Annotated in this window: 21 protein-coding genes; 18 read left to right on the top strand and 3 right to left on the bottom strand. The window is 47.9% G+C overall.

Features of this window, described 5'->3' with window-relative positions:
• Positions 1 to 6: 6 nt before the first annotated feature.
• Both HEQ34_RS02330 and HEQ34_RS02325 read right to left on the bottom strand, forming a co-directional pair.
• On the bottom strand, positions 7 to 777 hold the full coding sequence (locus HEQ34_RS02330) for a hypothetical protein (RefSeq protein WP_296196839.1): 771 nt from the start codon (positions 775 to 777) through the stop codon (positions 7 to 9).
• Between the two features lie 49 nt (positions 778 to 826).
• Positions 827 to 2,194 (bottom strand): cytochrome P450, encoded by a 1,368-nt coding sequence (locus tag HEQ34_RS02325; RefSeq protein WP_296196837.1) that lies wholly within the window; start codon positions 2,192 to 2,194, stop codon positions 827 to 829.
• A 199-nt stretch (positions 2,195 to 2,393) separates the two neighbouring features.
• Between HEQ34_RS02325 and HEQ34_RS02320 the strand changes: the two genes are divergently transcribed.
• The 18 genes from HEQ34_RS02320 to HEQ34_RS02240 all read left to right on the top strand — a co-directional run bounded on the left by HEQ34_RS02320 (position 2,394) and on the right by HEQ34_RS02240 (position 20,747).
• On the top strand, positions 2,394 to 3,206 hold the full coding sequence (locus tag HEQ34_RS02320) for a hypothetical protein (RefSeq protein ID WP_296196835.1): 813 nt from the start codon (positions 2,394 to 2,396) through the stop codon (positions 3,204 to 3,206).
• Positions 3,207 to 3,401: 195 nt separating this feature from the next.
• On the top strand, positions 3,402 to 4,349 hold the full coding sequence (locus HEQ34_RS02315) for an MraY family glycosyltransferase (RefSeq protein WP_296196832.1): 948 nt from the start codon (positions 3,402 to 3,404) through the stop codon (positions 4,347 to 4,349).
• A gap of 162 nt (positions 4,350 to 4,511) precedes the next feature.
• Positions 4,512 to 5,504, top strand: a complete 993-nt coding sequence (locus HEQ34_RS02310; RefSeq protein ID WP_296196829.1) for an FAD-binding oxidoreductase — start codon at positions 4,512 to 4,514, stop codon at positions 5,502 to 5,504.
• 18 nt (positions 5,505 to 5,522) lie between these two features.
• Positions 5,523 to 6,296, top strand: a complete 774-nt coding sequence (gene rfbF, locus HEQ34_RS02305) for a glucose-1-phosphate cytidylyltransferase (protein ID WP_296196827.1) — start codon at positions 5,523 to 5,525, stop codon at positions 6,294 to 6,296.
• The gene (gene rfbG, locus HEQ34_RS02300) at positions 6,278 to 7,363 is read left to right on the top strand and encodes a CDP-glucose 4,6-dehydratase (RefSeq protein WP_296196824.1); all 1,086 of its coding nucleotides are present in this window, start codon (positions 6,278 to 6,280) and stop codon (positions 7,361 to 7,363) included. The genes rfbF and rfbG overlap by 19 nt, the downstream gene beginning before the upstream one ends.
• Complete coding sequence (gene rfbH, locus HEQ34_RS02295; RefSeq protein ID WP_296196823.1) at positions 7,360 to 8,712, top strand: lipopolysaccharide biosynthesis protein RfbH; 1,353 nt, start codon at positions 7,360 to 7,362, stop codon at positions 8,710 to 8,712. The genes rfbG and rfbH overlap by 4 nt, the downstream gene beginning before the upstream one ends.
• Positions 8,712 to 9,557: a transketolase gene (locus HEQ34_RS02290; protein WP_296196821.1), complete on the top strand. Its 846-nt coding sequence runs from the start codon at positions 8,712 to 8,714 to the stop codon at positions 9,555 to 9,557. Before rfbH ends, HEQ34_RS02290 begins: the two co-directional genes overlap by 1 nt.
• A complete protein-coding gene (locus HEQ34_RS02285) occupies positions 9,557 to 10,477 on the top strand; it encodes a transketolase C-terminal domain-containing protein (RefSeq protein WP_296196818.1) in 921 nt (306 codons plus the stop codon). The genes HEQ34_RS02290 and HEQ34_RS02285 overlap by 1 nt, the downstream gene beginning before the upstream one ends.
• A gap of 17 nt (positions 10,478 to 10,494) precedes the next feature.
• On the top strand, positions 10,495 to 11,418 hold the full coding sequence (locus tag HEQ34_RS02280) for an NAD-dependent epimerase/dehydratase family protein (RefSeq protein WP_296196816.1): 924 nt from the start codon (positions 10,495 to 10,497) through the stop codon (positions 11,416 to 11,418).
• A gap of 93 nt (positions 11,419 to 11,511) precedes the next feature.
• The gene (locus HEQ34_RS02275) at positions 11,512 to 12,639 is read left to right on the top strand and encodes a putative sugar O-methyltransferase (RefSeq protein WP_296196813.1); all 1,128 of its coding nucleotides are present in this window, start codon (positions 11,512 to 11,514) and stop codon (positions 12,637 to 12,639) included.
• Between the two features lie 150 nt (positions 12,640 to 12,789).
• A complete protein-coding gene (locus tag HEQ34_RS02270; RefSeq protein ID WP_296196811.1) occupies positions 12,790 to 14,109 on the top strand; it encodes a hypothetical protein in 1,320 nt (439 codons plus the stop codon).
• A gap of 16 nt (positions 14,110 to 14,125) precedes the next feature.
• Positions 14,126 to 15,109, top strand: coding sequence for a glycosyltransferase family 2 protein (locus HEQ34_RS02265; protein WP_296196808.1), 984 nt, complete (start codon positions 14,126 to 14,128; stop codon positions 15,107 to 15,109).
• 9 nt (positions 15,110 to 15,118) lie between these two features.
• Entirely contained in the window at positions 15,119 to 15,775 is a 657-nt protein-coding gene (locus HEQ34_RS02260) for a DapH/DapD/GlmU-related protein (protein ID WP_296196806.1), read from the top strand.
• Positions 15,757 to 16,887 carry a glycoside hydrolase family 99-like domain-containing protein gene (locus HEQ34_RS02255; RefSeq protein ID WP_296196804.1) on the top strand — a complete coding sequence of 377 codons (1,131 nt, stop codon included), beginning with the start codon at positions 15,757 to 15,759 and terminating at the stop codon, positions 16,885 to 16,887. Before HEQ34_RS02260 ends, HEQ34_RS02255 begins: the two co-directional genes overlap by 19 nt.
• Before the next feature lies 1 nt (position 16,888).
• The gene (locus HEQ34_RS02250) at positions 16,889 to 17,770 is read left to right on the top strand and encodes a glycosyltransferase (RefSeq protein WP_296196801.1); all 882 of its coding nucleotides are present in this window, start codon (positions 16,889 to 16,891) and stop codon (positions 17,768 to 17,770) included.
• Positions 17,767 to 18,792 (top strand): EpsG family protein, encoded by a 1,026-nt coding sequence (locus HEQ34_RS14450; RefSeq protein ID WP_366934835.1) that lies wholly within the window; start codon positions 17,767 to 17,769, stop codon positions 18,790 to 18,792. The genes HEQ34_RS02250 and HEQ34_RS14450 overlap by 4 nt, the downstream gene beginning before the upstream one ends.
• Before the next feature lie 10 nt (positions 18,793 to 18,802).
• Positions 18,803 to 19,531: a glycosyltransferase gene (locus tag HEQ34_RS02245; RefSeq protein ID WP_296196800.1), complete on the top strand. Its 729-nt coding sequence runs from the start codon at positions 18,803 to 18,805 to the stop codon at positions 19,529 to 19,531.
• Between the two features lie 152 nt (positions 19,532 to 19,683).
• Positions 19,684 to 20,747, top strand: a protein-coding gene (locus HEQ34_RS02240) for an IS630 family transposase (RefSeq protein WP_296196779.1) whose coding sequence is annotated in 2 segments (ribosomal slippage) — positions 19,684 to 20,175 and positions 20,178 to 20,747 — 1,062 coding nt in all. Because the reading frame shifts where the segments join, the coding sequence is not laid out codon by codon here.
• Between the two features lie 345 nt (positions 20,748 to 21,092).
• On the opposite strand, the gene HEQ34_RS02235 is transcribed toward HEQ34_RS02240, so the two are convergent.
• The gene (locus HEQ34_RS02235) at positions 21,093 to 23,306 is read right to left on the bottom strand and encodes a polysaccharide biosynthesis tyrosine autokinase (RefSeq protein ID WP_296196797.1); all 2,214 of its coding nucleotides are present in this window, start codon (positions 23,304 to 23,306) and stop codon (positions 21,093 to 21,095) included.
• Positions 23,307 to 23,465: the final 159 nt, after the last annotated feature.

Below are 23,465 nucleotides of genomic sequence, written 5' to 3'. Positions count from 1 at the left end.
ACGGACCTATTGGGCCTCTTCACCCGCGGCCTTTACACCAAAGTCGAAATGGATCCGCACCCACACACCCAATTGGGGCTTGTTATCGATGCGCGGCGGCTTAACCAGAAATTGCCATGCCGCGAGGCGTAAGGCCTTGGCGAGGCCGGTGCCGCGGGGGTTTTCACCAATGATCTGGCAGTTTTCGACGCGGTTGTGTTCTGCCATGCGGCATGCAATGTCGGCGGACGCGCCTGGGGGAATACGCTTGATGGCGGCCAGATAGGGCGTAAGTTCGCTGTCATACGGTTCGCGCAGCCACGCGACCGGATATAATTGCGCACCGCCTGGTCCAAGCCCTGGACCCATCATGCCTTTGGAACCTTGTCCGGCACCCTTATTGTCGCCAGCCCCTCCGCCACCAGCAGGCAGCTTCGATAAGTCCATGGCATCGAACTCGCTTTTGCTGACCTTGATGAATTCAGGGTTCGGCGGCGGCGCTTGCACGGGATTGACCGGTGGTAGCAGCGCTTTGGGAATAGGTGGCGTAAATTGAGGCGGTGTTTTTTGGGCAATAGGGGTTTTGGTTTCGGTTCGCTCGGACGAAGCGGAATCGGATTGTGCCTCCAGTGAGAAGGTGCTGAGGCCCCTTGTACCCGCTGATGGCCCACCCGCCCGCATGCCCAGGCTGAGTATCGCTATGATGATGAGCGCTTCGACGAGCAGGGCGATGACAAAGCCCAAGCCTCGCCGGCGCAGCGATTCACGGTCCCAATCTGTCTGTTCTGAATAGGCCATGCGCGCAGCGCGCACCTTTAATGCGCTCAGCGCTGCTTGCAATGCCGCATTATAGAGGCGTGAACCGGACCTTCAGTCCATCCTTGGGCTTTGGAATAGGCCATGGCTGCCAATCGGGTTCATAACCTTCGGCAATTTCGACCTTCACCGACGTCAGCAAATGATGGGTGAACAGCTTCATTTGCATATAGGCAAAGTGCAGGCCCAGGCACATATGCGCGCCGCCACCGAATGGGACCCACGCATATTTATGCCGTGCCTTCACCTTGTCGGGGGTAAAACGCATTGGGTCGAACACTTCTGGGTTTTCCCAATATTCGGGCATCATATGGACGTAAGAGGGGCTGATGCTGACGGCCGTTCCCTTCGGAATATGATAACCCATAAATTCGAAATCTTTGAGCGCGCGGCGCGGGATAGACGGCACAGGCGAAATCATCCGCAATGCTTCTTTGAACGCATATTCGGTCAGCTCGAATTTATCGAGGTCGGCAAAGGAAATGTCCGAACCAGCTGGCGCGATGGCGAGGCACTCCTCGCGCAGTTTCTGCTGCCATTCTGGGTGCTTGGCGAGATACCAGATCATCGACGTGACCGACGACGTGATGGTGTCATGCGCCGCCATCATCAGGAAGTTCATATGATCGATGAGTTCGCCATCCGACATATATTCGCCGTCTTCGCGCTTTGATCGGCAAAATTGGCTGAACATATCCTGCCGGTTTTCATTGCGGCGGCGCTCGGCGATTTGCGGACCGAAATAGTCGATCAGATATTTGCGACCGGCCACGCCCCGGCCCATGGAAGTAAACGGTATTGGGGCTCGAATGGGCGCTACCGATGCCTGCACCATATCAACAAACGCCTTGTTGATTTTATCCGCTTCTGGCCCCAGCGGAATGCCAAGAAAGCTGCTTGCCGCGACATCAAGGGTCAGCTGCTTGATCGCAGGATAAAACAGCATATCGCCGCGCCAGTTCTTTAACTGATCAGCAAAGATGCGGTTCATATCCTGCGTATATGCCCGCATTGGCTCGGGTTTGAATGCAATACCAAGGGCACGCCGGTCCATACGGTGATGGTCAAAATCCATCAGCATCAAGCCGCGCGGGAACAGCAAATTTAATACAGGACCCCAGCCTTGCTCGGACGAGAACAGCTTTTCCCGGTCGAACAGCATCAGCTCATTCGCCTCGGCACCGACCAGCGAAATCGTCGGGTTGCCAAAGGCGTTAGTGCGGAAAACCTTGCCATAGGTTTTGACCATATGCGCACCATATCCGGGTGGATCGCGCAATACGCGGAATGTCGTGCCGACGATGGGTGGCCCATTTTCGCCGGGTATGTGCGAAAGGTCACCGATTTTGGTGCGTGGCGTCCAATGCGGATTTGCAGCTTCGCTATGGGCAAGGGCCATCGGTCTCAATCCTGTTTAATTGCGCGGTTAAACATTACTGCCATGTCTGTAAGTAAGGTGCAAGTGGAGACGTCGGCAGAAAGCTGAACGTCAGCATACGGACTTATTCACCTGCAATTCAACTGAGCAATTATAACCAGCGCATATGATGCTCTAAGCGGAATTGGCACAGGAGCGTTTAGGGCGAAACGGGGGTCATATGAAAGCGACATTCAATCTAAAGGCTATTGTAAAGATTGCGGCATTAGCATCGGCAAGCGTTGCACTGTCCGGATGCGTTTATGATCTCGGCCTTGGTTATGCCAGCGACGGCTATTATGACGACGAATATGGTTGCGACCCTTATAGCGATTACGACCGCTATTATGATTGCGACCTCGGCTATGGCTTTAACAATATCGGTTATGGCGGCGGCTGGTACGATAATTATTATTATCCCGGCTATGGCTTCTTCCTGTTCGATAACATCGGACGCCGCTACCCCATGCGCGATCAGCATCGCCGCTATTGGGGCGAAAAGCGGCATAATTGGTATCGTGAGAATCGGGGGCGTAACGGCGACAGCGGCCGATACCAAAGGCGTAGTCGCGGATATACGGAGGGTGCAGGGTCGGGCGCTGCAAGTTGGCCCGAACGTCATAGCGGTCGCGCACGCGGTGCCGAAGAAATCCAGCATCCGCATGACGGGCGCCGGGATGAACGGCGCGGCAAAAATGATCATTGGCGTGGCCGAGAAAGCCGCGGCGCCGGTGCTGTGCCCGTGCCATATACTGACATACGTGAAGGACGCGGCGGAAGCTATGGACAGCCGAGTCGACGCCCCCGCGCACCCGACGCAAATGCACCGCCCCGGCAACGCGACAATTTTGATCAGCGGCAAACACCACTGATTGATTCGGGGCAGGACGGCGCTGCCACTGGGAGACCGGTACCCGAGGTCCGACAGGAACGCTTGCGTCAACAGCCAGTACGACAACGCGTCCGTCACGGCGGGGAAGATCAGCCGCAGTAATCTCCGAGTGGTGCGGCACATCGCAATCGGGGTATGCGGTTTGCGGTTAAGCGCTAATCACAAAGCTTGCTACCGAGCTCTGGCCCAAGCAATTTTTTCCTGGAATTGTTATTACTGTATAGACCTCTGTAATTTTATACAATAATGGCTTCGACGTGCACGTCCGATAACCAACACTAGAGCAACTGCCATTCCATGGACGATATACTTTACATTGCGCTGATCTTGTCAGGTGCATTGGCAGCAATTATTTTGTGTTTGAACGCGCAACGCATTTGCACATTATTAAATCTGATGGATGTTCCTGTTGGCAGAAAAAAGCACAGCGTACCTACGCCCTTGATGGGAGGAGTCACGCTTCTTATCGCATTTGTTCCTGTAGCACTCGCCTATATCATGATTTTTGCCTCAGAACGCTGGCTTGGATCTCTTCTGATCTGGCTCGGCTGCGTTTCCGCGATGGCACTGGTGGGGCTCGGTGATGACCGGCACTCTCTTTCCCCGCGCTCAAGGCTTATAATTTCGTTTGCTGTGTTTGCTATTGCGGCCGCTGTAGATCCGACTTTCAATGTTCGCGTTCTTGATTTCATCATACCCCCGTTAACCCTAGGATTGGGAACATGGTGGCTCTCTATTATCTTCACAGTAGTCTGTTGCGTTGGTCTTTTGAACGCAGTTAACATGGCTGACGGAAAGAATGGGCTTGTTTTAGGACTTTCTTTGGGCTGGCTGGCGATACTAGCGACCCGATCGGTTGGGCCCTTGCTGCCACTTATTGGTTTGTTCTCAGCTGTGCTGATGGTTTTGTTTACTTTTAACATGAGGAGCAAGTTGTTCCTCGGTGATGGCGGAGCATACGCAATTGCTGCCGCTATCGGATTGCTTTCGATCATGGTTTACAACACGCCAGGAACCCAGGCGCTGCGGGCAATTAGCGCTGACGAATTAGTGTTGCTTTTTGTTGTGCCAGTCGCTGACTCATTTAGGCTAACGTATAAACGCCTTCGGCAGGGGCGGTCGCCCATGTCTGCTGATCGCGACCATTTGCATCATCATTTGCAGGATAAGTTTGGGTGGCCCGGTGGTTTATTTATGTACTGGATCGCGTCGTTAACCCTTGCGCTCATCTTGATCATTTTATGATATAATTTGAGAGGTACTTGGTTGGTAGAGACCTATAAATTTGGAATAAAAAATGACAATTTCAGGTGCCATTGCGCTCGGACCCTACAATCATTACCCGTCATGTAAGATTGACACACACTGATAAAGCACCAACAGTTTTAATAATTGAAAGGAGCAATCTTGTTAGTAGAACTTGTTTCTGGGAAAAAATTTGAGTGCTCGCACGGAGTGTCTTTGTTAGATGCTGCAGCAAATGCGCAGATTTCGCTTCCTTATAGTTGTAAAACGGGCCGGTGTAGCTCTTGCAAATGCAGGATTTTGAGCGGACGGAGCGAAGCGCTTGCCATTGAGATAGGCTTGTCAGATGATGAAAAAAAGGCCGGCTATATTCTCAGCTGCATACGAACCGCAGCATCAGATTTAACAATTGATGCCGAAGATTTGGACGGCATATATATACCTGAAGTCAAAACTCTTCCCGCCCGTATCGATTGCCTACAGAAATTAGCGCCAGATGTGATGCTCGCGACACTCAGGGTTCCGCCAACAAGTGCCTTCAGTTATCTGCCAGGTCAATATATCGATGTGATCGGGCCTGGGGCCATGCGCAGAAGCTACTCAATTGCGAATGCACCGAATTGTCGCGGCCATCTTGATTTGCACATACGTGCGGTGCATGGGGGTGCGATGAGCGATTACTGGTTCAATAAAGCCAAAGAAAATGATCTTTTGCGTATCAATGGACCGCTTGGGTCGTTTTTTCTTCGCAGTTGCGCGAGCTTGGACTTAATTTTTCTGGCAACAGGCACAGGTATAGCGCCCGTCAAAGCGATGCTTGAGGCAATCACGGAACTTAGCGTTGATGAACAACCGCGCTCGGTAACGGTCGTTTGGGGGGGGCGGGTTGTCGCTGATATATACTATGATATTCAGGCGATAGGAGGCCGACACACTTTTTTGCCTGTATTGTCTCAGGCACATTCCGAGTGGTCGGGGGCTCGGGGCTACGTCCAAGATGCATTATTGGAAAATGGACCTGACTTAAGTGATGCCGTTGCGTACGCTTGTGGATCTCAGGCAATGATTGCTAGTGCTAAAGTAGAGCTCTTTAAAGCTGGCTTGGCTCCCAACCGATTTTATTCCGATGCTTTTGTAAGCTCGGGATCTATCTGACAGATCGAGAATAAATATATGAAAGCAGTAATTCTTGCAGGTGGATTGGGCACCAGATTGAGCGAAGAAACTTCGACTCGGCCAAAACCTATGGTCGAAATCGGAGGCAAGCCGATCTTGTGGCACATTATGAAAATGTATTCATATCACGGCATCAACGACTTTATCATTTGTTGTGGCTATAAAGGATATTTGATCAAAGAATATTTTGCGAATTACTTTTTACACATGTCTGATGTTACTTTTGACATGAAGTCGAACAATATGCGCGTTCACCAAAAGCGCGCAGAGCCCTGGACAGTTACGCTGGTCGACACAGGCGATGCTTCAATGACAGGGGGTCGCTTGCGGCGCGTTGCCGATCACGTCAAAAATGAAGAGGCGTTTTGTTTCACCTATGGCGATGGCGTTGGCGATAACGACATTGGAGCGACAATCGCCTTCCATCGAAGCCACGGCAAGGCCGCTACGCTTACTGCGACCTATCCACCCGCTCGCTTCGGCGCCATGGATATTCAAAACCACCGAGTGCATAGTTTTAAAGAAAAACCGCGTGGTGATGGCATGCTGATCAACGGCGGATTCTTCGTTTTGTCTCCGAAAGTTCTGTCGCTGCTAGACGGTGACGATACGGTTTGGGAACAAGGCCCGCTAACCAGCTTGGCCGAGCAGGGCGAATTGATGGCATTTCCGCATCACGGATTTTGGCAACCGATGGACACTCTATTCGATAAAAACACTCTTGAAAAAATGTGGGTCGATGGCACCGCACCGTGGAAGAAGTGGCCCTAACGGTGGAAAATGTGAATCCAGCATTTTGGCAAAACAAGCGCGTTTTATTGACGGGGCATACCGGCTTCAAGGGGAGTTGGTTGAGTCTGTGGTTGCAATCATTGGGGGCGACTTTACGAGGCATTTCGCTCGAACCGCCCACCGTGCCGGCTCTTTTTAGCATCGCGCAGGTTGCTAATGGCATGGACCACCAGATCTCAGATATTCGAAACTATGATATACTTTCTGCTTTGATGGCAGATTTTAAGCCTGAAATCGTAATTCACATGGCGGCGCAGCCAATAGTGCGCTTATCGTACCAGCAGCCTATCGATACTTTTGCTACGAACGTAATGGGCACCGTCAACGTATTAGAAGCCGCGCGGCACGCAGGCAGTGTGCGGGCAATCGTATCTGTAACAACTGATAAGTGTTATGAAAATCGAGAGTGGGTTTGGGGCTATCGTGAGCATGAGGCTATGGGGGGCCATGATCCTTATTCAAGTAGCAAAGGTTGCGCCGAGCTAGTAGGAAACGCATATCGCAAATCGTTTTTTCAAGCTCAAGGTATCGCACTGGCGTCCGCACGTGCTGGCAACGTCATCGGTGGAGGTGATTGGGCGTCGGATCGCCTCGTTCCTGACATTTTAAAAGCGCTTGAGGATCGGCGGCCAGTGCAAATACGCAACCCGCATGCCGTTCGTCCTTGGCAACATGTTTTGGAGCCCTTGTCGGGGTATTTACGGTTGGCTGAGCGTTTGTATGAGCATGGTCAGTTAGACGCGGAAGGTTGGAATTTTGGTCCTCGCGACGAGGATGCGCAAACTGTGCAATGGATTGTTGAACGCCTATGCCAAGAGTGGACGGGCGGGGGATCGTGGATATTGCAACCGGGGGAACACCCACACGAGGCGCACTACTTAAAACTAGACATCTCTAAGGCTCGCTCACGCTTAAATTGGCTGCCCCGGTGGCCACTCCAAACGGCGTTGTCGAACATCACTCAATGGCATCAAGCTTGGTTGGCGGGCGCGGATATGCGCGCGGTCTGTCTCGCGCAGATTTCTCAATATCAGGATGAAAAATGACTACACAATCGATAAACGTTGATTCTCCGCTTGATGCTATTCGCAAGCAGATTGGCGAGTTAGTTCAGCAATATGCAGACATTGCATATGCTCCCGTACCTTTTGTGCATGGCGAAACGCCAGTGCCGGTGTCTGGTAAAGTCGTTGGCGCGAAGGAATTACAGCTGATGGTTGAGGCCTCTTTAGATGGATGGCTAACAACTGGCCGCTTTAATTCAATGTTCGAAAAACGAATGGCCGATTTTCTAGGCGTAAAGCATTTGATTACTGTTAATTCGGGTTCATCGGCAAATTTGGTCGCGTTTTCAACGCTGACGAGTCCAAAACTTGGCGCTCGCGCAATCAAACCCGGAGATGAAGTAATAGGCGTGGCAGCGGGTTTTCCAACCACGGTTAATCCTATTTTGCAGTTTGGAGCTGTGCCAGTATTTGTAGATATTGAATTAGCTACACACAATATTGATCCGACGAAAATTGAAGCTGCAATTGGGCCAAAAACTAAGGCAATTATGCTGGCTCACAGTCTCGGTAATCCTTTCAACGTCGAAGTAATAACGGCGTTATGCAAAAAGTATAACCTATGGTTAGTCGAAGATTGTTGCGATGCTTTGGGTGCGACATATCGGGATCAAATGGTCGGCACCTTTGGTGATATCGGAACTCTTAGTTTTTATCCCGCGCACCACATCACAATGGGCGAGGGCGGTGCTGTATTCACAAATGACGTGGAATTGAAGATGATTGCGGAGTCATTCCGCGACTGGGGACGTGATTGCTATTGCCCAACTGGAAAGGACAATACCTGCAATAAGCGGTTTTGCTGGACCAAAAAAGATATCGGCGGTGATTTACCGGACGGATATGACCATAAATATACCTATAGTCACTTGGGATACAATCTGAAAATCACCGATATGCAGGCTGCCTGTGCCTTGGCCCAGATGGATCGTTTGGAGGAGTTTATAGCCAAGCGACGTTCTAATTTTTCCTTTTTAAAGAAGCGCCTCGCAAGTTGCAGCGAGTTCTTGCACTTGCCTGAAGCAACCCCAAATTCCAATCCGTCTTGGTTCGGGTTTCCTCTCATTTTAAAAGAAAATAGTGGGATTATGCGAACTGATCTCATCAACTTCCTTGACCAAAATAAAATTGGCACCCGTTTGCTTTTTGCTGGCAACCTTACCAAGCAGCCATATATGACTGGCCGCAATTATCGAGTTTCTGGGGACTTGACGAATACTGAAATTGTGATGAACCAGACGTTTTGGTTGGGCACTTTTCCAGGTTTATCTGAGGAGCACCTCGAATATATTGGCGATAAGTTGGAAGAATTTTTTGGCCTCAACTTCTAATGACGAAAAAAATGCGAAATTCAACCTTGCTCAATAGTGATCATCGCTTTTTACCCGCGCGTATGCGGCGCACGGTGTTGGACATGGCATATTCTGGTTCAACAGTGCATATCGGGTGTGCATTCTCGATCGTCGAAATATTGACCGTGCTATATCGCAATCATTTGCGATATCCGGACAACAATCCAATGGCGGACGGACGGGATTACCTTGTCCTTAGCAAAGGGCATGGTGTCATGGCCCAATATGCCTGTATGCACGAGTTAGGCTGGTTAACTGACGAACAAATCAAGGGTTATTTTGAAGATGGAAGTGACTTAAAAGGTTTATCAGACTCACGGGTACCTGGACTTGAAGTAACGTCAGGATCGTTGGGGCACGGATTTTCAGTCGGGGTTGGTATCGCACTAGGTTTAATGTCCAAAAAAGCTGAGCAAAAGGTCTTTTGTCTTGTCGGTGATGGCGAGCTCAATGAAGGACCAATCTGGGAAGGGGCATTGGTAGCGGCACATCACAAGATTGACAACTTGATGATGATTGTTGACAAAAATGGATTTCAAGCAATGGGCCCGACCGATGATGTTTTGGCGCTTGGAGACCTAGCATCTAAGTTACGAAGCTTTGGCTTTGAAACGCTGGAAGTTGACGGACATGATGAGGACGAATTGGATTCGGCTATTCACCGCCTTTGGGCGACTGGAGTAGGCAAACCTAAGGCTTTGATCGCCACTACCGTAAAGGGAAAAGGCGTTCCATTCATGGAATCCGACAACAGCTGGCACTACACACGACTGAATAGCCAAACGTACGCCGATGCTATTGCTGCGCTCGGGGCAGCTGCGTAGTGAGGGACGCTTTTTCTAGTGCTTTGGTGCGCCTTGCATCAGCCGACCGTAAGGTACTGCTCCTGACCGGCGATCACGGCTATGCATTGTTTGACGATTTTCGGCGGGAATGCCCGAAGCAATATATTAATGCCGGTATTGCTGAGCAAAACATGGTTGGCATGGCCGCGGGTTTGGCGCGCGTCGGTTTTCGGCCATTTGTATATGGGTTGGCAGCCTTTGTACCAATACGAACAATCGAACAGATAAAGCTAGATATTGCTCATGATGATCTACCGGTCGTTCTTTTGGGAGACGGGGCAGGTTTCGTTTACAGCCATTTAGGAACCAGTCACCAATCAACCGAAGATATTGCATGTACTCGAAGCATACCCAATATGACGGTGCTTTCTCCGGCCGATAGATTTGAAATGGAATCGTGTATGAATTACGCGTATTCTGCAAAGCAACCCGTTTACCTCCGTATGGGAAAATCAGATCGCGGCGACGTCCATACTGGGCCGATAGATGCGTTGAAATCCGGGCAATTAATTAAATTGCGAGATGGACGAACGGATCGTCCTGGACTCATTGCTACAGGCGCAATGGCGGTAACCGCCCTTCGTGTTGCTGAAGAGCTCAACCTGATGGCGTGGAGTGCGCCTATGTTGAAGCCGCTGGACAGTAAGGATGTCTGCAGCGCAGCAAGTATTACCAAAGGCTTGGTAACACTCGAGGAGCATTCTATATTAGGCGGGTTAGGCGGAGCAGTAGCTGAAATTATTAGTCAGGATCATCCAACTCGGTTGTTGAGACTTGGGGTGGAAGACCGTTTTTCTTCTCATTGTGGTTCACACGCATATCTTTTGCATGAGCACGGCTTGGACGATAATTCCGTGCTCAGGCGCGTTTCGGAATTTTGCGGGCTCTCCCTACCGTGACTCAACGCATAGCAATATTGGGCGCTACTAGCCAAATTGCAAAAGATCTCATCCGATCTTTTGCTGCACAAACCCAGCATAATCTTATTTTGTTTGCAAGGCGACCAGACGCAGTAGTCACATGGCTTCGCGACATGCAATTGCACGGTGTTTATACCGTTGCAGGTTTTGAAGATTTTCATCATGATCTACACTTCGATGTAGTTTTAAACTTCGTAGGGGTGGGGAACCCAGCACAGGCAATAGCGATGGGTGCGTCTATTTTTGACGTTACACTAAAATATGATGAAATGGCTGTTCGCTATCAGACTGCGCATCCCGAGTGCCGTTACATATTTTTGAGCAGCGGAGCAGCCTATGGCTCGAGATTTGATGAACCCGCAGACGAAAATACTTATGCTGAGATCCCAATCAATCACTTACTTACACGAGATTGGTATTCAGTAGCCAAAATGTACGCTGAATGTCGTCATCGCGCGCTGCCCCATCTCCCGATAATTGATGTAAGAGTTTTCAATTATGTCAGTCGCACACAAGATATCTCGGAACGGTTCTTGATCACAGACATATTGAGAGCCATAAAATCTGGAAAAACGCTTAAGACAAATCAGGTCAATATTGTTCGTGATTACATCGGCCCAAGTGATTTTTTCAGATTAATTCAGTCAATTATTTCTTCCCCACTCACTAATGATGTTATTGACTGTTACACTAAATCTCCCATCGACAAATTTTCATTATTAAACGCAATGAAATCAAAATATGAATTAAAATATTCATTTTGCGAATCGTTTGAAATTATCGATTCGACAGGAATGAAAATGAATTATTATTCAAATAATCGGCGAGCAGAGAAATTTGGATACGAACCATCCGGCAATTCGTTAGATATTGTTTTAGAGGAATCATTTTCCGTAATCAATTCTAAAGCAATTATTTAAGAAGCTATGCAGATTCACTAACATTTATCCATCTGGAGCAGTTCATTGAATATAATTAAGCGAATAGTCTCAAGGGCGCGTCGATTTAACAATATGGTTAAGACGTACCGTTATTGGGATGCGGAATTCAAGCGCGATCCGCTTTATGAGATTGCAGCAGTTCAAAAGGGCCTTCTGCCGCGTCCGACCTCGTCTACGCGCAGTAAGATTGAGCGTACGCAAGTTGCCCAACGCATTATCGACGCATATTCCCTCACGGCAAAAGATCATTCCAAACAAAATGATTTGTACAAGGTATCCAATGAATGGGTTCCGATTTATGAAAAGCCGCTGACAAAGCTACTTGATGTGTTGAGACAGGGCGACGCTGAAGGCTTGCGTGACCTGTTGGATAATTTTTTCCGAAATTCAATAAGCACTGGGCTAATTGGCATGCCAGTAGATATGGAGAAGGTATATTTTAAAAATGCACCTTCCAAATTGGCTTTGAAACGCATGTTGATCGATGCCGTGTACAGATATCGGTTGCTTGAGAAACTACTGCCCAATGTAACAACACGAGACCTACATATCGAAAATTTCGGGAATCCCTACGGCATTTGGGTAGGGCAGGATTTTGTACGGTCGGGTTCCGACTATCAATATTATTATGCGCATGTTGCGTCGTCGCTTGTTGCGTCAAATGAGCAACGCAGTGTCGTTGCGGAATTGGGCGGCGGCATTGGCGGCTTTGCATATTATTTAAATAAAATCATGCCAAACAATCTCGCTTATATTAATCTGGATTTGCCAGAAATACTTTGCATATCCAGCTATCAGCTGATGAATCTTTTTCCAGAAAAGAAATTTTTATTATATGGCGATGAGCCGAATATAAATATCGATACAATTAAGCGTTATGACATTGCGCTGTTACCCTCATTTGTCATTCAGGATTTAGAAGACAATTCCGTGGATTTATTCTTTAATTCCTACAGTTTGGCTGAGATGGACGAAAGTACGATTGAAAATTACACGAAACACATCAGTCGAACAACTCGACAAGCAATTCTGCATGTAAATCACGTCGCCAATGCCCTTGTCGGCGCCGATAAATTTCAATTCGACAAAAACAAATTTCAGATCGAATACCGGAAAAAAGCAGAGTGGAATTTGGGCCGGGATTTAAATTGCGATGAATATGAATTCTTGCTTAAGCGCAGAAATGAATACCAGATATAAATATGAACGATGTGAGTTACCAAAGGTGATCGCAAAAGTTAACATACTGCAGCATCAGTGTTTTCACATGATTTTTATTTTACCGTTGAAATTCGGTAAATGACAGGAAAGGCGATGGGTCTGTCTGCGTCGCTTAGGCGTATGTTAGTGATGACAGGCCTCGATTTTCATGTGTCGCTAACGCTATTGTACAGGATATGGGCGCTAGTTGCTGGTGCCCTAACGGTGCTAATAGTGCCATTTTGGTTAACGCCTTTACAGCAAGGCTTCTTTTATACGTTTGCGAGTTTGTTGGCACTGCAGATCTTTTTTGAACTCGGTTTTAGCCAAGTTATTGTTCTTCTAATTAGCCATGAAGCCGCGCATATTACGGTACAGCCAGATGGGACGTTTTTGGGGCACGAAGACCGTCTCAACCGGATTGGCGGTATCTTTGGATTTGTACGTCGATGGTTCGCAGTTGCCGCTGTATTATTTGCTGCAATCGCGGGGACAGCCGGATGGATTTTCTTTTTTGTAAATAACCAGTCTATTTCAATTTACGACTGGGCGCCAGTCTGGGTCGTTCTAGTATTGCTGACGGCCTTCAATTTATTTCTAAGTCCGAAACTCGCATTATTCGAGGGCTTGGGGCAGGTCGGCCAGGTAGCGCGCCTGCGCTTATTGCAGTCGATGGCCGGATATGTCTTATTGTGGCTTTTGCTTATATTAGGATTGGAACTTTGGGCGACGGTGTCGTTACCACTCATGTCGTCGTTTGTGACGTGGTTTTGGCTACGTTCAAAGGCTTCCGGATTTAGGAAAATAGACCGGAAAAATAGTGAGGTAAATTGGAGAAGAGATGTTCTTCCATTGCAATGGCGTATCGCCGTCAGTTGGGTCAGCGGCTACTTTCTCTATAATATGTTCACTCCCATAGCATTTGCTACGCACGGCGCTGTTGTGGCCGGTCGAGTTGGCATGGCAATGACCGTATTTAATGCAGTGACGACGCTTGGCTTAAGTTGGATAAATGCAAAGGCACCAAACTTCACGATGCATGTGTCAAGGCGAGAGCCCCGAGCATTGAACCAGTTATTCATGTCGGTCGCAGCACGGTCGGTATTCGCCACAGCTGCAATTGCATTTTCCATTGTCGGTATTGTCAAACTTGCCACGTTAGCCGAACTAGAGGCTGTGCATCGAATTGCCAGTGCCTCGACCTTATTCTGGATCGCTTGTTCTGCAGTTCTTAACACAGCTTCTTACTCGGCCGCTACATATATGCGCGCTCATCGAGAGGAGCCGATGCTGCCCGTATCAATTATTTCGGCAATAGCGACCATTATAATGGTCTGGCTGTTGCGTTCAGATGTTACGGAAATGATGATGGGCTACGCCATGGTAGGTGCATTTGTGAGCATGCCTTGGACTTTGTTGTTATTTATCCGCTACAGGTCGCGCCAAACTAGCGCAATTTTATCTCCTTGAACATTAACGCGCCTATATGAAAACCAAGCCTTTATTGACGATACTCGTTCCGACCTACAATAGGAGCGAAAATCTTGCCGTTTTGTTGCGTGCTCTCCACGAAGAAGTCGCTCAACTGGACACCGTTACGGTGTTTGTTTCCGACAATGCTTCCACCGACTCCACTCCCCTTGTCGTCGATCGCGTAGCGAAGGAATGGCCCAACTTTGCTAGTTTTCGACATCCTGAAAATATAGGCGCGGATGAGAATTTTCTCCATTGTGTGCGTTCCGTGCAAACACGTTGGCTCTGGATAATTGGAGATGACGACCTGCCGAAACGTGGCATATTATCAAGTGTTATCCAGTTGCTGGAAGAAAAAGAGCCGGCATTGGTATATATGCAAAGTGAATGGGTCGACCGCGTATGCAGTCCGGATCAGGGGGAGTTGGTTCAATCCTTAAATATAAGGCAATTGAATGCACTATCGTTTGCTTCAACGGTACATACATGGTTGACCTATATTTCAGCGATGGTGATTGATAAGCGACGGTTAACGGACGTAATCGATATGCGCGCCGTTGACCGCTACAATCGAACATCGTTAGTACAGCTCGGATGGATATTACCTTTGCTAATGACCGACGGGCCGTTTTTTTATGTCAAGAATAAATGTGTTTTGGCAACCTCAGGAAATACCGGGGGATACCAAGTATTCAAAGTATTCTTTCAGAATTTTCCGCAAATAATCGATAATTTCTTTGGCAAAGATAGTTCAATTGGTAAATCCATACTTAAACCACATTTCTTGGATTATCTTCCCAGACTGGCGTGGAATTTACGCTTCAAAAATATCGGTAAATTTCAGAAAGAGGATTTACCTACGAATTGGAGTAACGCGATCGGAAAAAACTATTATCGCCAGTTATTGGTAAGGCCGATTATAGCGCTTCCACGTCCGTTGGCATGGCCCTTTTACATTTTTGCGCAATTTCTGCGACGATTGAATAAAACTGATTAGGACAGTGACATGTCAAAGATTGCAGTAATGAAACGCATTTGGCGTTCTGAAAGAGGTTTCTCAAAATTGAGTGCCTTCGTAACGCGGGCAAGTGAACGCTTCGCTGGACGTTACCGTGCTTTGTTATATGGATGGCAAGGCGGGTTTATTGGTCGGGCGCCAAGAATTATCGGGACAACATTTATCGCGGCGCAGCCTGGTTGCTCCGTTGGCCGCTTCGCCTGGATAGAAGTGGTTCCAAGCGAGACGAACCGAACCCCAATCCTTGAAATCGGAGCAAAATTTTCAGCCTCTGAACGTTTGCACGTCGCATGTGTGAATCACATTCGCATAGGACAAGATTGCCTCATCGGAAGCGGGGTGCATATTACAGACCACAATCACGGGAAATATACTGGCCAAGATCAAAGCGATCCGATGGAAGCGCCGATCAAACGACATATTAACTGCGATGGAGCAGTGGAAATTGGCTCAAATGTATGGATCGGTGATAACGTTGTTATTATAGGTCCGGTTGTTATAGGCGCGGGTGCGATTATTGGCGCAAATTCAGTTGTTACTAAGAATGTGCCGATTAATACAATTGTCGTTGGCGCGCCTGCAGTTCCCGTCAAATATTATGATGAGCGCACAATGGAATGGAAAAAATGCAAAAAAATAGACTAGAGGTGGCAAGTAAAAATTTGCCGAAGATACTCGCGTTTCATCTGCCCCAATTCCATCCCATTGAAGAAAATAGTAATTGGTGGGGCCCCGGCTTTACCGAATGGCATAATGTTGCAAGAGCCCGGCCTTTGTATCGCGGTCATAAACAGCCAAAACTTCCCGGCGAGCTTGGATTCTACGACTTACGGTTAACAGAAACGCAAGAGCGACAAGCTGACCTCGCGCAAAGCTATGGAATTCATGGTTTTTGCTACTGGCATTACTGGTTTGGAGGCAGAAGATTGCTGGAAAAGCCACTTGAAAATCTTCTTGCCGCGCCGCACATTGATTTCCCATTTTGCCTAGGCTGGGCAAATGAATCATGGACTGGTGTTTGGCACGGACAACCCAAAAAAACCCTCGTAGAGCAGACGTATCCTTCCGACGACGCAAGCTCTCATTATGCAACGCTAAGGCGGTTTTTCTTGGATCCCCGGTATGTAAAGCATGACAATCGACCCGTGCTTTACATATACCGACCCAACGGTCTTAAAAATTCGCTGGCCTATTATGAAAAACTTAGAAGTTTGGCCCGGTCGGACGGGTTTCCTGATCTGTACATCTTGGGAACTTGGTCACCAAATCCAAGCGGCCGATTTGACCAAATCGAATCTATGGGGCTAGATGGGGCGGTAATTATGAATATTACCGGACGAGACAGCCAACATAAAAACAGCCATTACATCGATGCCATTAGTGCAAGGATCAAAGGCAAAATAAGTGGTCTGACTGGTCCGCAGCGTATTCCATATATCGACGCGGCAAAGGAGATGTTGCCCGATCTTAGCCAATTTAATTTTCCTGCCTACCACACGGTTATATCAAACTGGGACAACACACCGAGATCTGGACGGCGAGGACTGGTTTTAACCGGCTGCAGTCCTGAAAAATTTAAGGACGTGCTTAAAGCAGCAATTGAAAAATCTGATTTTGTTAATCAAGACGGGAAGCCTAGGTTTATTTTTCTGAAATCCTGGAACGAGTGGGCCGAGGGCAATTTCGTTGAACCGAGCTTTGACGAAGAGCGGCAATACCTTGAGGCTATATCTCAGGCTATGAAAGAACGATATTGATATGATCCAGATCGTCCTGTTGCATCATAATCAACCAGATATACTTTTGATGTGCATTAACTCGATTGTTGCCAACACTCGATATCCATATCGCCTCTTTGTGGTGGACAATAAATCAGACAGCTCTGCGGCGCTCGAGTATGTGAAAAATCAAATCGCACAATTACCCGATGCGCATTATATTCAAAATAAACACAACAACTGGATATATGGATTTAATTTAGCATTGGAACATAATAATTGGATCGATGGCCAATATTACGTATTTTCCGACGCAGATATAATATTCCCTGAGCCCAGAGACGGCGACTGCTGGCTGACTCAAATGTTAACTGAAATGAACCAACATAGATGTATTGGAAAACTGGGACTAAATTTGTCTCTTGATAATATAAAAGATAATAAAATACTTCAGGAAACATTCGAACTCGAAAAAAAACTGCTTAGTGGATCAAATATTGGTAGCAACATTATTGCACCAGTTGATACAACTGCTGCAATTTATAGAAATGACTATTTTTTATTCGGATTTAGATTTCGGATAGGTCATGCGCGTCTATTTAAGCCGCATTACTATACGTGCAGAACTTCACCGGAATTGTCAGTTATTCACAAGGGCTGGGACTTCTATCCTGGTTCTACAAACGAAATAAAAGACAAATTTTCTCTGCGAAGCAAGGCCCTGGCGATGTCAAAAATGGGCGCCTATGTTGCTCCAGAAATTCTGAACAAACTTTCTGTTTTTGATCGTCTTTTGTACAAATCGCTTCGAATGAGTGTTCGGATGGTGCACAGCATAAAAGTAATTCTTATGCTGTTTGGGTATTTGATAATTTCGTTTCCGAATAAGCTAAATCCTATACAGAATTCAGACAAATCATGACAAGCATCGCGCTGTATGTGTTTTTGATATTTTGGCCTCAATTGATCTTGTCGTTTATGGCTTACAATAACGTCAAAATATCTAGATTTGCTTTGTTGATATCATTTTGCCCAATAGCAATATTTGCGTCTCTGAGAGGTTACGCAGGAACCGACACTGCAGCATATCGTGACTTGTTCGATTATGCCGAATCCTACGCAATAACGATTGATCCATTATTTTGGTATCCTCAGACATTTATGCGCGATGTTGGTCTGGATTTTCAGGCATATACAGTCCTTCATTCATTTGTAGTATTGTATTTGTACATTACAGGCGTCAGCAAACTACAACCAAATAATGCGTATCTGTCGGTTTCGATTCTTCCGGTCCTAATGCTCGATTCAACATTTAACGGATTAAGATATGGATTATCGTTCGCTTTAGTCTGTTATTTCGTCGCTCTGTTCGCGAAAAGAAGCAATTATTTTGCGCGGACCTGGCTGCTTGTCCCGTCGCTAGCGCATATTAGTATGCTTCCGTTGGTATTTCTTAAATTAAGATTTAACTTAATTGGTCTTTTAGCAATATCTGTCGTTTCTGTTTTAATATCGCAATTTTTACCTATAGAATATCTCATATATAAATTTGAAGTATATCAAGAATTGTCTCGGCCTGAAGGGTATTCTGGCATAATGCCCGTTATACAATTTTTGATTTTCTACTTCATAAATTATAAATTCTGTATAAATAATGATTTATCAAAATCTTTAAGGATAATGGCGCTAGCTATATTTTTATTATCTCTACCCGTTTTGGTGTATAGCTATGCAGGGTTACGATTTCTACAGATTTCTGTGTTGTTGATTGCGCTGTCTACCGCTGCCTCGTTGGAAATACGAAAACAAAAAGTAGCGTTATTTCTTTGTGTTTCACTTGGCATATTAACAAATCTAAACTTCTTGCGTCAGATTATCTTTAGCAATAGCGACGCAGTCAGATTTTTACCTTATGATTTCTTTTTCCAATTAAATTTACATTAGGTTATTTTCGATGTCAAACAAGGAGCCCCTCATCACGTTATCGGTTGTGAGCCACAACCAATATGATCTGATGTCCTTGCTCCTCGCCGATCTGGACAAGGTATATAATGGGGACTTTGAGCTAATAATAACGATGAATATCGTTGACCATCATCGACCACTACCGAGATCGTACATAAAAAAAATCATCGTGAATAGCGAGCCACGGGGATTTGGAGCAAACCACAACACCGCATTCAAGTTTGCCACGACTCCATATTTTGCGGTGATCAATCCCGATATTCGTCTATCCGAACTCGATTGTGTCGCATTTTTGCAGCCATTCGCGAACACAAGCGTGGGCGTTGTTGTACCAAAAGTAATTTCGCCAAATGGGGCGATTGAAGACTCTGTCCGCTACCGCCCAACCTTCATTAGACTATTACGACGTGTTGTTTTTAGAGACAGGCAATTAGATTATCGCTGGGGTGATATTCCGTTCCCTGTTGAATGGGCCGCGGGTATGTTCATGGTATTCACCAGGTCAGTTTTCGAAAAGGTTGGCGGGTTCGATGATAAGAAGTATTTTATGTACTTTGAGGATGTCGATATATGCAGGCGCATCTGGAAGTCGGGTTGGTCAGTCATCGCAAATCCTTCTGTTACCGTGGTCCACGCTGCTCAACGTGCAAGCAAAAGAAGCATCAAGCACTTGAGATGGCATGTATCAAGCGCCATAAGATATCTCACCAATATCTGATTGGTAATACGGCCACCAATGAACGTTCACTGATGTTTTTTGCGAATATGGACTCAGCGTAATACCAAGCTGCGGTGAGGCTGACTCAGATTTGGGATTCCCAAACGGTGGAAAGTCTGATTCTATGTTGTTCTTCATTTGGAGGACGTGACATGGGATCAGCGATTAGCTTGCGGGATGATTTTGACGGCACTGCCTTGAGGCGACTGGCGCGGAAGTCGAAAAGTGCGAACCAGGCCCGCCGGCTTTTGGCATTGGCCGAGATCTACGACGGTGGCAGCCGGACAAGGGCGGCGCGGATCGGCGGGGTGGGCTTACAGATCGTGCGTGACTGGGTGGTGAGGTTCAACGCCCGAGGTCCCGATGGGCTGCTCGATGGCAAGGCCCCGGGAAGACAGTCGCTGCTCAATGATGCCCAGCGCCGCGCGCTTGTCGAAATGGTCGAGTGCGGCCCGATCCCGGCGATCCATGGCGTCGTTCGCTGGCGGCTGGTCGACTTGGTCCAGTGGCTTCATTACGAATTTGCTGTCTCGCTTGATGCAACGACCGTGGGGCGTGAGCTAAAGAGACTGGGCTATGTCAAGCTGACGGCGCGGCCTCGCCACTACGCCCAGAACGAGCTTGCGATGGAGGCCTTTAAAAAGGGGGCTTTGCCGCCGAGCTTGCAAAGGTCAGAGCAACTCTCCCGAAGGGCACGCCGATAGAGATTTGGTTCCAGGACGAAGCGCGGATTGGCCAGAAGAACAAGATCACGCGGCGTTGGGCCAGACGCGGGACGCGGCCATCGGCACCCAAAGACCAGCGGACCAAATCGGCCTATATCTTCGGCGCAATCTGCCCGGAGCACGGCAAGGGCGCGGGGCTGGTGCTGCCGTTCTGCAATACCGAAACCATGACACTCCATCTGACAGAAATAGCGCTCGCCGTCGCTCCTGGCGCTCACGCTGTTATACTGATGGATCAAGCCGGTTGGCATATGACTGACAAGCTGGATGTTCCCGGCAATATCAGCATCATCGCGCTTCCGGCCAAATGTCCTGAACTCAACCCGGTTGAGAATATCTGGCAGTTCATGCGCGACAACTGGCTCTCCAACCGGGTGTTCACTTCCCACGACAATATCGTCGACCTCTGCTGCGAGGCGTGGAACAAACTCATAGATCAGCCTTGGCGCATTATGACCATCGGGCACCGCAAATGGGCCAGTGGGTTATGATCATTGCAGGTTGGTATAACATCTATTAGCCAGTCACACAGCCGACTTTGCCTGCAAAAAGCTTTCATGCCAATTTCCATCATCCGTCATTCTCAGGGTGCATGATCCTAGTTGCGAGAACGATAGCCGATCAATGGGATCCAAGACATCCCACATGCTTTGACAGCACCCACAGCGGCTCCTCGATACTCCATATAAATCCATTCGAAGTATCTGCGTGCGCGACTTCCAGCCAAAGTCTCTGGCTTCAGCATATTGTCATACGGGCCGCCGTGCACAGATTGACCTTGGGATCAAATATGGGCTGCAAAATGACGGAATGAAAATTATAGATATCGTCGGATCTCAATTGTCATCAATTCGAGGATCTCTCTCTCCATATCCATATCCATATCCATATCCATATCCATATCCAGCTTGGCGATTCTTGAGTTTCGTAAGAACCACACCAAACACATGGGCATGCACTGCATGAAGACGCCCCAACGAGGACTTCAAACCTCTGACAGCAACACCTTCTGCCTCCACCACAAATATACACCCTTCAACAGCGCGCGAAAGCAACGGTGCGTCGGCAAGCCCCAGTATTGGTGGTGAATCAACTACGATATGATCGAAGTGCTCACTCAGCTGCCGTATGAGCATTAACAACCGATCGCTGCTGAGTAGTTCTGAAGCGCTGGGCGGCATCGGCCCTGCAGGCATAAGATGCAGGCCCTTTTGATCCGTTTCGAGGACCATATTTTGCCACTGATTGTCGCCTGCCAAAAAGTTACTGAGCCCGCTATTGTTCTGGCAATTGAGAAATTGGTGCATTGACGGCGATCGCATGTCGGCATCAACCAACAAGACCTTTTTGCCTGTTCGGCCCATAACGGTCGCAAGTGCAAGGCTGGTCGTAGACTTCCCCTCGGCCGGCCGAGTGCTAGTGACCATAAAAGTGTTTGGTATTCCGTGGTCGGTACTGAAAGCAAGGTTGGACCGCACACTGAAATAGGCCTCCGCAATCATTGACTTTGGATCAGCTAATAGGACAAAAGTGTCTGTCTGGTCGGCGTCTGGAACACTTCCGAGCAAGGGGACGTGCAAGATGCGGTTGACTTGATCCGGATTACGAATGCCCTCATCAATTTGTTCAATAGCAAATGTGGAAATGGCAGCTACAGCCATGCCAGCGAGTAAGGCTAACGCCATATTTATTGGTAAGCTAGGCGAGGAAGGACTCTCCGGGAGCTTAGCTTGGTCAACAATTGCGATATTATTTGCACCAATACCAGCGACACCAATTTCTTTGTACCGTTGCAATAGACCATCATATAGCTGCCGGTTTGTATCTGCTTCACGTTGAAAAATGTTGTATTTTATGCTGTCCCGCTGTTGACGGTCCAAGCGACTTTTCAGAGTTTGCACGCGTTGCAGAAGGTCCCTCTCGCGTTGAACTGCTTCACTGTACTCTGTAGAGCGGCTGTTAAGTACGCGGCTTTCTTCTCGTGCGATGCTTGCATCGAGTGCCCGTAGTTGTTCGGTAAGTGCTCTAACGGAAGGATAGTCTGGTTCGAACTGGACCAGCAACTTTGCCTGCTCTGAAGCGACCTCCGCCCGCCGTTGCCTAAGTTGTGAAATCGCTGCATTTCCTAGTGCGTCGGAATTCGCTCCGCCGTTGCGACTGTTTACACGACTTTGAGCGGCAATTCGACTGGCAGTAGCCTCAGCTAACGCGCCGTTTAGCGCCTCAAGATCGCTTGAGACCATTGTACGGGCAACTTCCGTGTTCCCGTCCGCATTCCTCGTTGTGGCGAGTGCGACAATGTCTTTCTGTGAAGCATAGTTGACAGCTTCCCGCTCGGATGTTTCGACACGAGCGCGCAGATCAGCCAAGCGGCCTTCAAGGAATTTTCTAGCATCTGCAGTAGATGCAAAACGCCGATCCATACTCTGAACAATGAATTGCTCCGTCCATGAATTGCTGATCTGCGCCGAAAGGCCGGGCGAGGCGCTGGTGTAGCTTATATCTACCAAAGCCGAGTTGCGGATCGGCGAAATTGAGATATGTTTGGTAAGTAAGTCGATCGCCTTTTTTTCCCGCGCTCGCAATTCCGGGCCACGCAGCTGCTTAGAAGATTTTGAAGCAAACAGACCCGCATTATTAGGATCCACGCCATGGGCTTCAAAGAATTGGTCATTATTTGCCAAACGTAATTGCCGAGCGACCCTTTCTGCTAAAGATCTAGCTTGCAACAGGGAGTATTGGGTTTGGAAGAACTCTTGATCGCGACCCGCGTCGGCCGATTCGAGGCTTTCCACGTTTGTCACGTTTTTCTGCGATCGGCTAATCTCAATGCGCGATGTGGCAGTATATTGAGGAGTCGCAAGTAAAGTAGCCACCAATCCAATAGTCAAAGCGACAATCACGATGCCAACTATTAGCCATTTCCAACGAATTAGGACATGCCAATACTGCAGCAAGATAGGTGGAGCTAGACTGATTTCCGCTTCACCGTTTACTGAAGGCACACCTGAATTTGCAATGCCTAGCGCGGGGCGAGTAGAGTTTATCATCGGTTTCCTTGTGCAATGGGAGCTTTACTTTGCAGGGCTTTGGGGCATTGTAGCGTGTCGGCTGTTCTGGTGGCGAGTATCGGAAGTAAAATAATATTGCCATAACTTTTTAAGGTTTGGCGACGCTTCAATAGACGTATATAATCACGCACCTGTTGC

The organism is Sphingorhabdus sp. (genome assembly GCF_023910635.1).
Classification (GTDB): Bacteria; Pseudomonadota; Alphaproteobacteria; order Sphingomonadales; family Sphingomonadaceae; genus Sphingorhabdus_B.
The sequence above is the reverse complement of the archived record's forward strand: the minus strand, read 5'-3'. Positions and strand labels throughout refer to the sequence as shown.

Coding starts and splice junctions, on each gene's coding strand:
- HEQ34_RS02330 (WP_296196839.1), bottom strand. CDS start 777: ATGGCCTATTCAGAACAGACAGATTGGGACCGTGAATCGCTGCGCCGG.
- HEQ34_RS02325 (WP_296196837.1), bottom strand. CDS start 2,194: ATGGCCCTTGCCCATAGCGAAGCTGCAAATCCGCATTGGACGCCACGC.
- HEQ34_RS02320 (WP_296196835.1), top strand. CDS start 2,394: ATGAAAGCGACATTCAATCTAAAGGCTATTGTAAAGATTGCGGCATTA.
- HEQ34_RS02315 (WP_296196832.1), top strand. CDS start 3,402: ATGGACGATATACTTTACATTGCGCTGATCTTGTCAGGTGCATTGGCA.
- rfbF (WP_296196827.1), top strand. CDS start 5,523: ATGAAAGCAGTAATTCTTGCAGGTGGATTGGGCACCAGATTGAGCGAA.
- rfbH (WP_296196823.1), top strand. CDS start 7,360: ATGACTACACAATCGATAAACGTTGATTCTCCGCTTGATGCTATTCGC.
- HEQ34_RS02290 (WP_296196821.1), top strand. CDS start 8,712: ATGACGAAAAAAATGCGAAATTCAACCTTGCTCAATAGTGATCATCGC.
- HEQ34_RS02275 (WP_296196813.1), top strand. CDS start 11,512: ATGGTTAAGACGTACCGTTATTGGGATGCGGAATTCAAGCGCGATCCG.
- HEQ34_RS02270 (WP_296196811.1), top strand. CDS start 12,790: ATGACAGGCCTCGATTTTCATGTGTCGCTAACGCTATTGTACAGGATA.
- HEQ34_RS02265 (WP_296196808.1), top strand. CDS start 14,126: ATGAAAACCAAGCCTTTATTGACGATACTCGTTCCGACCTACAATAGG.
- HEQ34_RS02260 (WP_296196806.1), top strand. CDS start 15,119: ATGTCAAAGATTGCAGTAATGAAACGCATTTGGCGTTCTGAAAGAGGT.
- HEQ34_RS02255 (WP_296196804.1), top strand. CDS start 15,757: ATGCAAAAAAATAGACTAGAGGTGGCAAGTAAAAATTTGCCGAAGATA.
- HEQ34_RS02250 (WP_296196801.1), top strand. CDS start 16,889: ATGATCCAGATCGTCCTGTTGCATCATAATCAACCAGATATACTTTTG.
- HEQ34_RS14450 (WP_366934835.1), top strand. CDS start 17,767: ATGACAAGCATCGCGCTGTATGTGTTTTTGATATTTTGGCCTCAATTG.
- HEQ34_RS02245 (WP_296196800.1), top strand. CDS start 18,803: ATGTCAAACAAGGAGCCCCTCATCACGTTATCGGTTGTGAGCCACAAC.
- HEQ34_RS02235 (WP_296196797.1), bottom strand. CDS start 23,306: ATGATAAACTCTACTCGCCCCGCGCTAGGCATTGCAAATTCAGGTGTG.